The organism is Rheinheimera sp. (assembly GCF_020217005.1).
GTDB lineage: Bacteria > Pseudomonadota > Gammaproteobacteria > Enterobacterales > Alteromonadaceae > Pararheinheimera.
Genome location: NZ_JAIWOI010000248.1, coordinates 1 through 11,253 on the forward strand (window position 1 = coordinate 1; position 11,253 = coordinate 11,253).

An 11,253-nucleotide genomic window follows, 5' to 3' on the forward strand; every position below is an offset into this window, starting at 1 on the left:
AGGTTTTGTCCAGCCCCAACAACTCATTCACAAGCTGGGCCAATTCTGGTTCATGCCCGACCAGCAACACAGCTTCATCCTGCTGTAACTGGCTGAACAAATGAGCTTTAGCTTCAGCCACTGGTACATCGGGCAATAAGCATTGCCACTCTTCGACTTGTACTTTTAGCCCGGAATCTTTTCTCACTAATGCCGCAGTTTGCACAGCTTTGGTTTGTGGACTACAAAAAATCCGATCGGGCAATAAGCCCTGTTTTTGCATAAAAGCGGCCACACGGCGCGCCTGTAATCTGCCCTTTTCATTCAGACAACGGTCGGCTTCATCCACCAGCGAAGTTCGCACATCTGCCGTCGCGTGGCGCATCAGATAAAGTACAGCTTTCATCAATTTCACCTTTAGTGCAGAAAATGCTGGCAGACTATAGCGAATCTATTACAGATATATGACTTACCCCTTTGTCATTGACGTAGCTGTTTTTTTGACAGCGTCGCGGGCGACCCTAAAGGCCGCCCCCACAATAGGGGCTAACTATCTTCTGTCACCTCTACTGATATTTAGATAGAAAATTGTAGGGGCGGGGTTTATCCCCGCCCGTATCGAGTGCCAATCAACCGGGTAATTGCCAACTAGGTTCTTGGCCAATTGAGCCGCCCAACATACCAACTGCGACACTTTGCCACATTGCGCAGTACAGACAAGCAGCAGACAATGATCCCGACTTCCACCAGATGACAAGGTGTTCCCACTCCTATACTCTGGGCTGTCAGTTTTTTGCAACGGCTGCTTTGCAGCCGCTTTTTTTGAGACGCTATGAACAGCATATTTGCCCGCAAAGATACCAGCCCGGCTCAGCCCATTCAGCAACTGCAGCGTTTTCGCTGGGTCTTGATTGCCTTAGAACTTCTGGCCAGCCTGATAGGTTATCTGTTGGAGTACCCTATCCATAGCTGGAGCCTGCTGTGTTTTGTCATTGCCGTCCATTGCTTTACCAATATCAGCCTTAAACTCTGGCGTGGTCAGCAAGGCTCAGAGCAACGTTTTATTGCCATCAGCATTTTGATTGATCTCTTTATGATCACAGCGCTGCTAGCGATGACAGGAGGCGCCAGTAATGGTTTTGTCGCCATATTACTGCTGCCTGTGGCTGTTACTGCGGTACTGTTTTCTGCAATTCCGAGCTACCTGATGGCGATACTGGCTATTGGCTGTTACAGCCTGCTACTGCAAGTGCCACTCACCACAGATGTGCATGCCATGCACCAGCATCATAGTGCTGAACCAGCGGGCACAGAACCTTTTAGCCAACATATCAGCCAAATGTGGTGGGCTTTTAGCTTTAGCGCTTTTATCGTCAGCTGGTTTATCAGCGCCCAAACCCAGCGTATTCGCAGCACTTCAGCGCAGTTAAACAAGCTGCAACAAAAACAGCTGCAGCATGAGCAAATACTGGCTGTGGCCACCTACGCCGCTAACGCAGCTCATGACTTAGCCACGCCGCTACAAAACCTGGTGTTGCTGACCGATGAGCTGACAGAGCAACAGCAGGACGCCGCTTTAGCTACCGATCTGCGTCAGCAATTACAGTTGTGCCAGCAAATAGTGCAAAAACTTCGCAGCAATGCCCAGCAACTGCGTAAAGGTGACGTACAATCCCAGCCTTTGTATAACGCTATTGAGCACAGCATTCAGCTGTGGCTGGTGAGCCGGCCTGAAATCAGCATGGAACAACACTTCGCAAGCGACCAATCACCTTTAAAAGTGACGGACAGCATCAGTCTGGCGGCCGCTTTGTTTAATATTCTGGATAATGCAGCTGACGCCAGCTTAGCCAATAAAGAGCCGAGATTAAGCCTGACGATGCAACAGAAGCAGGGCCAGCTGGAGTTACAAATTCGCGATTATGGCCCTGGTTTATCAGAAAAAGAGCTGGCACAACTGGGCAAAAAGCCACAACCAAGTGAACAGGGTTTAGGTTTAGGCCAGTTCCTCGCTAATGTGTCCATCGACAGTCTGGGTGGTACAGTCGAGCGCAGCAACTGCACCGATGGCGGCGTGTTAACCCGTATTTATTTTGGTAATAAAGCACAATGAAACTGGTGCTACTGGACGATGATGTCACTTTAACCCGCACCTTATGCCGTCGGCTGGAAGGCCTGGGACATCAGGTGAAAAGCTATAACGATGTGATAAGCCCCGAGCTATTAATCGCAGAGCAAGCCGACTGTTACCTGCTGGATTTACGTTTTGGTGTGGCCTCAGGCCTGGATTATGTGCAGCCACTACGCCAGCAGCTGCCGAAATGCCGCATTGTGTTATTAACAGGCTACGCCAGCATAGCCACAGCAGTGCAAGCGGTAAAAGCAGGAGCAGACGACTACCTGACCAAGCCAGTCGATTTTGCGACTTTAACTCAGGCCTTAAGCGGTCAAGCGAGCGCAACAGCTGTCAATGAAGCCGAGGTTTTATCAACCGATCAGCTGGAATGGGAGCATATTCAACGGGTTCTGGAACAGCACCAGGGCAATATCTCCCAAACCGCCAAAGCACTGGCCATGCACAGACGCACCTTGCAGCGCAAACTACAAAAACACAGGCCCTGAATTCGCTTTACTTTTTCTTCTCAGCGGCTACAATACGCGCCGCTCTTTTGACTGTTCTTTATACAATAAGGTAATCGCTATGCATCCGATGTTAAACATCGCAATTCGTGCTGCCCGCAGCGCAGGTAATGTCATCGCTAAAGCTTGTGGTCAGATGGACTTAGTTCAGACGACTCAGAAAGGCACCAATGACTTTGTGACCAACATCGATAAAGAAGCAGAACAGGCCATAGTGCATGTTTTACGTAAGTCATTCCCGGATCACGACATTATCGGTGAAGAGAACGGCGAATATGGCAACAATAATAGCGATTACCAGTGGATCATCGACCCGCTTGATGGTACCACCAACTTTATCAAAGGCATTCCTCACTTTGCGGTATCCATAGCTTTGCGTCATCAGGGCAAACTGGATCAGGCCGTAGTTTTTGACCCCTTACGTGGCGAAGTATTCACTGCATCCCGTGGTGCAGGCGCTCAGCTCAATGGTCGTCGTATCCGTACTACCAATTTACCTGATTTAGGCGGCGCTATTCTGGCGACAGGTTTCCCGTTTAAACACAAACATCATTTAGATGCTTACACCGAAACTTTTAAAACTCTGATGATTCAGGCTGCAGACGTACGTCGCACTGGTTCAGCAGCGCTGGATTTATGTTATGTCGCTGCAGGCCGTTTTGATGGTTTCTGGGAAATTGGTTTAAAGCCGTGGGATTTTGCCGCAGGCGAGCTGATTTTACGTGAAGCCGGTGGCTTAATCAGCGACTTCGCTGGTGGTAACAACTACCTGCGCAGCGGCAACATTGTTGCAGCCAGTCCAAAAGTATTAGGTGCCATGTTAAAAGGCATGCGCCCACATTTGACTGAATCTCTACTGAAATAAATCGCTTGGGGTCAGATCACATTTGCGCAGCAAAAGTGCTCTGACCCTTTATTTTCGTCTCAATGTTCAAATCAGACTTGCGGCTTAGTCAAAGGCAAACCTGCATTGACCCAGGCTGTATACCCACCCGCTAAACTCCAGACATCCTGATAGCCCATTTTCTGCAACATATCGGCCGCTAATGCCGAACGAAAACCACCACCACAATACAAAATCAGCGTTTGTTGTTTATCCTGCACTGCTTTTTCCACATCGCGCTCAATCACGCCTTTGCCCAAATGAATAGCAGCAGGCAAATGCCCTGCCAGCCACTCTAAATCCTCCCGCACATCCACCAACACATAAGGGGTTGGAAACTGCTGCAAATCAGCAATAGTCAGCTCTTTAACCCTGCTTTTGGCATCGTCGACTACAGCAAGAAAACCCGGGGAATGTTGTTTGGACATAAAAACCTTCTTGTAATTACATTTAGCCACTGTTTTTAATCAGTGGCAGCTTCAGTTACATCAATATAAAACGAAGCTACCTCTTTTCCCCCTTAGCCGCAAGCCGTTCAAAAATGGGTGGCCAAGGTCGCCTTTTATGAATTACATCCATGTAATTCAACCTTTGGTCCAGCTTTCAGCTGTTGAAAAGTACTCCTGTACTTTTCTGCTTTGCGCCACTTTCTTTTGGCGACGCAAAAGAAAGTGGCTCGCCAACGGCGAAAGCGTTTTAAGTCAGTAGCAAACTGCCACCAAATCAGAACTACAAAATTCTAATCCACACCAACCGACAGGGCTCCACACTAGCTTTCATCTGCAACGCCCCTACCTCATCCGTGCATAACAAGCTTTGCCCAGCTTCCAGTTGATAGCTCTGCTCTTTGAAACTCAGCTGAAGCTGACCAGACGCCAGATATAACAAAGATTCATTCGCCAGAGTTAACGACAAAGGTTCAGTCACAGACAATACCTGCAAACTGGCTTTGACATCAGCACGCCTGGTCATCAGATTAAAATCCCGCACTGGCCCTGCTATTAAAGTGCAGTCAATGGCGGTTTCACCGGCAAAAGCGAAAGGCAGCAAAGCTTTATTCAACACTATGGGCTGCTCTTCAGCGCCATGCAAACAAAAGCCATTGCCTTGCAGCAGCATAATAATTCGGTCGGTTTGTTCAAAACGGGAAAAAGCACCGTCGCTGGCGACTTCGGCGATAGAAACACGCCAGCGCATGCCGCTTTGGTCGTCAGAACGGGCGATCTGATGCGTAATGCCACCGCCATTTTTCCAGGCCTGAGTTTGCCATTGCTTGGGGGAGATAAGTTGGAGCGCCATAGGAAGAACTTAAAAGCTATGTAAAGTGGCTTATCTTAGGTGCTCTGCTGCGATGACAAAAGAGCAACACAAATAAAAAACGCCCCTTTGCAGCGAGGCGTAAAACGAACAGCTGGCTTTGTTGCAGCAAAACCAACTGTTTTTGTAGGGGCGACCTTTAGGGTCGCCCGCAAAGCAGTAACATAAACTCCAGACACCAGCGCCTGTAATACCCATCTAACGGGCGGAGATAAACCCCGCCCCTACAATGACCCATCTAAAATAATGACCAACCCAAATCACTGTAGGGGCGACCTTTAGGGTCGCCCGCAAAGCAACAGCAATTCCAGACACCAACGCCTGTTATGCCCATCTAACGGGCGGGGGTAAACCCCGCCCCTACAATGACCCATCCAAAATAATGACCGCCCCAAATCACTGTAGGGGCGACCTTTAGGGTCGCCAGCAAAGCAACAGCAATTCCAGACACCAACGCCTGTTATACCCATCTAACGGGCGGGGATAAACCCCGCCCCTACAACGCAGGGCAATCAGCAACTACTGCTAATGCAATTCCTGCCTTCTGATTTCGCGCGATACAAAGCCGTATCGGCCGCACATAACATGGCAAATGGGGTGCGGAACTGGCCGTTTATTTCACTGGCAATGCCCTGGCTGACAGTTACAGAGGTATCATCTGACAAACCTTGTTCTGAGAACTTCAACTGACTGACATAATGCTGCACTTTAACCGCCACGGCTTTGGCCATAGCTTCGTCGTGGTAAGGCAGAATCAGTGCAAACTCTTCGCCGCCATAACGGGCCGCTAAACCCTGACCACGAGGTACAGCCAACGAAATAGCAGCGGCAATACGGCGTAAACATTCGTCACCCTGCAGATGACCGTATTGATCGTTAAACTGTTTAAAGTAATCAACATCTATGATCAGCACACTGACAGAGCTTTGATTTCTATTGCACTCTTCCCAATAGTGCTGCAGTCGTTCATCAAAGTGACGTCTGTTGGCTAAAGCCGTCAGTGGATCTGTGCTGGCAAGCATATGCAATTTGTAAAATTCAGCTTTGTAACTGGATAAATCGCGTATTACTACCACCAACAGCGGGTCGTCTGAAGGTAAATAAGATAAGGACAGTTCAATATCTTTGACATTACCATTGGCACAAATAATGGCCATTTCAGCCGGATTCTGCAACGATGACAACACACCACGACGGCCCATATCGACCAGGTTATGGTAATGCGGCTGATAACGTTTGACTAAAAAGTCCGGCCAGCAATGCCCACGTAATGCGCCTTGGGTATGGCCCAAAAACTGTGCCGCTTTGCTGTTAATACACACAATACTGCCACTGACATTAACCACCAACACAGCTTCAGACAAATACTCAATCAAAGCAGGTAAAGATTCAAGATGAGGAACCGCATAACCACCAGCACCAGAAAAATCTACACGGGTAACATCGTTGTGGTTATAAAGCGAGGGGTTGAGCTCAGTTGGGCTGCCACTCGCTTCACTTACTGCAGAGGTTAAATATAATCTTTTAGATGGTGCTGAAGTTGTCATAGGTCTGTGCTCCATAAGCCCTGGTACCGACGCATTACTGCGTTTACTGAGCATGAATTTAGAACTTATGGAAAAAACAAACCTTCCGGCAACCTTCTGATTTAAATCATTGAATTTAAATTAAATTATTTATATCTAAAAACTTAAAAAGCCCCGTATGGGGCTTTAAACACTAAGAGTAGCTGATTATTTCAGACGCTAAAGGAGCTTTATTTGACCAAATTTCAACCTTTATGCCCCTGAATAAAAGTCTATGAATTAATATTTAGGCGGTTTAATTTCTTTATTGATTACTTGCGGGTCAGGACTTAGTAACAGCAGGCTATTCGTAGTATTCGTAAATATTAGTTGGAACTTAGTTGTACCCTGTACATTGTCTTCATCCATCAGCACCAGCTCCTGACCATCTGCAGATACCTGTACTGAGTCAATAATATTGTCATAAGGGGTTAAAAAACCTGCGCCCATAAAAGCATAACCAGCGGAGTTGACCAGTCTGTAGGTAATATCTTCGCCACAAGTTACCACCACATTACCAGTGCAAACTTCACCCTCCTGCAGATAAGTGACTTTAGGTTCCTGATTGGCATCTAATGTGATCGTGACTTCAATAACAGGGCCCTGAATTAAGTTTGTAGCGTTCATAAGTTTTCCTTGGTTTGGGTGAAATAACAAAATTCTAAAAATCATTCAGCACAATTGCTGATTTCAGCAGCAGTTGCTGCACTTCAGGATACTGCTCTAATTTATTCAGACAACTTAAAGCTCTGGCATAAGGCTGGATATAATAAGGTGTTTTATCTTTTTGCAGTAAAGGCTCCAGCAAAGTTTTTGCCATAGCGCAGGACTGTTGACTTTTATCATCCTGCAATTGGTTTTTATAATGCATTGCTTGCAGCAGTTCAGTTTCAGCCAAAGCAAGTGCTAAATTCGAATTGCCAGCATCAGCTGAGTGAAACTCCCGGTACAAAGCTAAAGCTTGAGACGTAAAATCTGCGCTTTTCTTTGATTTTCCTATTGCCTGATAATAACGAGCAGACTCAAGTAACCAGTTAGCGTAGATCCTCTGGTATTGCTCTTCACCACCTAATACATTTTTCTTTTCATCAAGCTCTAGTTTTATAGATTCAGGAGTATAACTTATTCGTTGGTCATGTAACTTGGCATTGAGCCGCATTAACATGACCTTATGATGAAATAAACTGCCTTGCCATCCTTTGTTATCAGGATCTTGTAATACAGCTTGCTCCAACAATCCGCGAGCTTGATACACCTTAGCAAATGCCTGCTTGGTTAGTCCCTGATAATTATAGATACTAGCAAGTATGGAATAGCTGCTGAAAATTCTATCCAGTAAATAAGCATCGGCTTTAACTTCTTTATTCATCCTTTCAAACTCAGCCTGTATCTGTAAGTGCATTGCTATAACCTGATTGGTATTCCCTTCAGCTGAAGCAGCCCGAGCTAACCAGGAGCGGGTATCAGCTATATCAGCAATCAAAGCGGTATTGCCTGGATCTTTAGCTTTTGCCAATAATTTAAGATTTAACGATTCATCAAAAAAAGCCGTAGCTTGTTCAAACTCTTGTAAATTCATCGCTAAAGAACCTAAAGAATTAGTGGCGTAAGATAATTCCATTAAGGCATCTACGCTGTCGGGCGCTATTTTGTACATAGCCTGGCTATAGCTGTAATACAGCTCAAATTCTGGTTTAACGGCCAACCAGTTATTGGCATCGTACTGAATTTGCCCCAGCCAAAAGGCATTGGCGCCTAAGGTTTTTAATAGTTCTAAATTATCCGGCTGCTCAGCTAGTACTGGCGCTAGTTTATCTCTTGCCGCTAACAAAGCCGTTTTGGCTTCATCAATTTTGTCACGTGAATAAGCCACTTCGCCCATAGCTTCCAGCGTTTGGCCATGTTGCAAACGGGCCTGGGTGCTTAGGTAGTGGTCTTTTTCCGCATCAGAAAAGTCGCTGAAATACTCCAGCGCTTTATTGCTGATACCGTCGAGTAAATCCATCCGACCTATGCTGCGCAATTTATCGGCAAAATCCCCCACCATAAAACCTAATAAACTTTCGGCGGCTAAACGTTTTTGCTGTGCTTGTTTTTCGGCTTCAAAACTTCGGAAGCTCATTAATACTGCAGTGAAAGTCAGCACACAGAGTAAAGCAAAAGTTAAACGCCTGCTGGTGCGTACTAGTTTGGATCTTTTGCCTGAGGCCAAAATAAAAGCTTGTTCGTTGGCATCCAGCGTAAAAAAGCCGTTTTGCGCCAGTTGCTGGGCTTCGGCCAAAGGTTTGCCGTCGGCCAATAAATAGGCGCTGTGTTTATCTTCGGCCAGCCAGCGTTTGGTTAAATGCTGCAAGCGGCTTTTTACACTTAAACTTTGATGATGTTCTGCTATCCAGTTGGTGGCGCGTGGCCAGCGCCTTAATAAAGCTTCGTGCGCAATACTGAAACAAGGCACAGCATTGTGCAGGTGGGAGACAAATAAACGATGTTCCACCATGGCTTGTACCAAAGTACGCTCAGCCTCATTATGTAGTTGTTGCCAGAGTGCTGTGCGGCTGGTGATGGACTGTTCGTCTTCGCGTAACGTCACCAGTAAAGAGAGCACCCTGGGTAAACTGTCTTTTTCGGCTGTGCTTAACTGCGCTATGGCCTGCTCGGCATTTTTACCTATAGCGCCTTCAATACCGCCTAAGTTTTTATACACAGAAAACAGCAGCTGGTTGCTGTCGCTGCGCTGTAAATACAATTCCTGCAAAGTGTATTGCAGCATAGGTAAAGCGTCGGGGTTGCTGGCGGCTTCGCTGCATAACAGCTCATCCAGCGGCACTGCGGTATTTGGGTCTAAGTCCCAACTTAAATTGGCGGCTATGGCAGGTAAGCGGATCATCTGCAATAAATCGGCTCGGCTTGGTGGTGCTAAGTCAAAATGCGCGCCACGGGCTTTGCCTGCCATTAAACTGGGGTAAGTAACTAATAAAGGATAAAACTCATTACGACAGGCACTTAATACCAGCACTAAACCTGAAGTCGCCAGTTGTTCCATCCGGTCGATAAACAGCAGCCGTTCTTCTTCGCTAAACAGCGGCGACGATAACAGCACTTCAAGTCGGTCAATAAAAATGGCAAAACGGGATTTACTTTCGTTTTGGTGTTGCAGCGCCTTTTTGCAGCTTTGCAGCACCCAGTCCATCTGATGTTGTAATTTATCTGCCAGCTGTTCTGCACTACAGCCGTCAAATACGGGCTGGTCTGCTACTTCCCAGTCGAGCAAAGCACTGGACAGTTGCATTAATAATTGGCCTGGGGTTAGGTCAGCTAAATCCAGACTACTGTACGACTCTACCTTAACGCCGTTATAGCCGCTGTTTTGCATCAAATTTGGCATCACGCCCGCATTGATTAACGAGGATTTACCGCAGCCGCTTGGGCCTAAGACTAAACAAAAAGCTCTGCCGTATTGCACTTGCTGCGCAATACGTTCCAATAAGGTATCAATTTGGCTGCCACGGCCAAAAAACACTTTGGCATAACGGGCGTCGTAAGCCTGTAAACCCGGAAAAGGCGAACCGCCCTGCCAGCTTTGTGGTGTCGCGCTTTCTTCCTGCCCCAGCGGAAAAGTCACCTGAGCCAGGGTGCGGTAACCACGTTTACGTATAGTTTCAATATAAGTAGAGGCGGTGGCGCTGTCGCCGAGGGCTTTGCGAATTTGGGTGATAATTTTATGCAGTGGGTTATCGCCCACTTCGGTTTGAGGCCAGCAAATGCTTACAATCTCGTCGCTGCTTAGTACTTCTCCGGCCTTTTGGCACAGCAGCACCAGCACATCCATAGCTTTAGGTTCAAGCTGGATCAGCTGTTTGCCAAGCCTGAGCGTATTGGCACTAGGGTCCACCTGCCACTCGCCAAAAAAGAAAGTACCGTTCATAACCACAACCGGAAGTTAACTATATGTTTAATATATAGTTGTGAGCTTTATTATAAAAGCACTGATTTGTTACCCGTCGTACTTGAAGCTGTAGCGGCGTTGGCTGATTCTAACATTCGAGTTAGGAGCAATAAAAAAATCGTCAGGAACGATTTTTCACTCACATCGTCCATGATGTTCGCCTACGGCAGCTGAAGCTGTGAAAAACAGCTGTCCTGCTGTTTTTTAACATTGGAGCGGAGCGACGATGGCCCGGAGGGCGAAGCCGGTTTTAGTATTGCCAACAGTTTGGCAATACCCGGATGAGCGCCAGTGGCTCTGACCACTGGCCGGAACATTTTGCAGGACAGCAAAATGTAAAAAAGGCACCCTAGGTGCCTTTTTTGACTGATGCCTGAAATTACTTGGCGCCCAGTACTGCGAAACGTTTTTTGAAGCGGTCAACACGGCCGCCTACGTCTAACACTTTCTGCTTACCAGTGTAGAATGGGTGGCAAGCTGAGCAAACGTCCAAGTGGATGTCTTTGCACAGTGTAGAGTGAGTTTTGAAAGAGTTACCGCAAGTACAAGTTGCAGTGATTTCTTTGTAATCCGGGTGGATACTTGGTTTCATGGGTTTACCTCGTTAGGCCGTATCGCTATCTGATCAACTGTTGTCAGACACCATACGCAATTTCAGTTAAATTAGGGCGCGTAGTTTAATGGCTAAGGCTTAAAGTTTCAACAAATTGGCTGATTTATTTTTAATGGCTTTGCCGTGTGCGAATAATATACCCAAGTGACCCCAAAATGCAGAATTCAGCGGGAGATAAAAGCGCTTTAGGCGAGGCAGCTGTTGGAAGCTTTAGTGGGTCTAAAGCGACAACAGTTAACGCGGCATAAAGCGCTTTTAGCCCCGCCCGAAGGGAGTCGCTGGGCGATTGCACTGCGGTGTTAGCCTGTCT

The 11,253-nt window shown here is 47.0% G+C and carries 11 protein-coding genes; 3 read left to right on the plus strand and 8 right to left on the minus strand.

The annotated features are described in order from the left end of the window. Positions 1-385 (minus strand): phosphohistidine phosphatase SixA (sixA, locus tag LDL40_RS12100; protein WP_300995631.1); only part of this gene is annotated, 385 nt, incomplete at its 3' end. Between the two features lie 426 nt (positions 386-811). Here sixA and LDL40_RS12105 point away from each other — a divergent pair. From LDL40_RS12105 to suhB, 3 genes are all read left to right on the plus strand, one after another. Then, the gene (locus LDL40_RS12105) at positions 812-2,092 is read left to right on the plus strand and encodes an ATP-binding protein (RefSeq protein ID WP_300995632.1); all 1,281 of its coding nucleotides are present in this window, start codon (positions 812-814) and stop codon (positions 2,090-2,092) included. Next, on the plus strand, positions 2,089-2,601 hold the full coding sequence (locus LDL40_RS12110; RefSeq protein ID WP_300995633.1) for a response regulator transcription factor: 513 nt from the start codon (positions 2,089-2,091) through the stop codon (positions 2,599-2,601). Before LDL40_RS12105 ends, LDL40_RS12110 begins: the two co-directional genes overlap by 4 nt. A gap of 79 nt (positions 2,602-2,680) precedes the next feature. Then, the gene (gene suhB / locus LDL40_RS12115; protein ID WP_127020309.1) at positions 2,681-3,484 is read left to right on the plus strand and encodes an inositol-1-monophosphatase; all 804 of its coding nucleotides are present in this window, start codon (positions 2,681-2,683) and stop codon (positions 3,482-3,484) included. A gap of 71 nt (positions 3,485-3,555) precedes the next feature. On the opposite strand, the gene LDL40_RS12120 is transcribed toward suhB, so the two are convergent. The 7 genes from LDL40_RS12120 to LDL40_RS12150 form a co-directional block, all read right to left on the minus strand. After that, positions 3,556-3,930: a rhodanese-like domain-containing protein gene (locus LDL40_RS12120; protein ID WP_046518367.1), complete on the minus strand. Its 375-nt coding sequence runs from the start codon at positions 3,928-3,930 to the stop codon at positions 3,556-3,558. Positions 3,931-4,231: 301 nt separating this feature from the next. Further along, positions 4,232-4,801, minus strand: coding sequence for a HutD family protein (locus LDL40_RS12125; RefSeq protein ID WP_300995636.1), 570 nt, complete (start codon positions 4,799-4,801; stop codon positions 4,232-4,234). Positions 4,802-5,331: 530 nt separating this feature from the next. After that, entirely contained in the window at positions 5,332-6,366 is a 1,035-nt protein-coding gene (locus LDL40_RS12130; RefSeq protein WP_300995638.1) for a sensor domain-containing diguanylate cyclase, read from the minus strand. A 258-nt stretch (positions 6,367-6,624) separates the two neighbouring features. After that, the gene (locus tag LDL40_RS12135; RefSeq protein ID WP_300995640.1) at positions 6,625-7,011 is read right to left on the minus strand and encodes a DP-EP family protein; all 387 of its coding nucleotides are present in this window, start codon (positions 7,009-7,011) and stop codon (positions 6,625-6,627) included. 34 nt (positions 7,012-7,045) lie between these two features. Further along, on the minus strand, positions 7,046-10,309 hold the full coding sequence (locus LDL40_RS12140; RefSeq protein WP_300995641.1) for a winged helix-turn-helix domain-containing protein: 3,264 nt from the start codon (positions 10,307-10,309) through the stop codon (positions 7,046-7,048). A gap of 400 nt (positions 10,310-10,709) precedes the next feature. After that, positions 10,710-10,922, minus strand: a complete 213-nt coding sequence (gene rpmE, locus LDL40_RS12145; protein ID WP_082335827.1) for a 50S ribosomal protein L31 — start codon at positions 10,920-10,922, stop codon at positions 10,710-10,712. 130 nt (positions 10,923-11,052) lie between these two features. Continuing rightward, on the minus strand, positions 11,053-11,253 hold a 201-nt coding region (locus LDL40_RS12150; RefSeq protein WP_300995642.1), incomplete at its 5' end, for a hypothetical protein.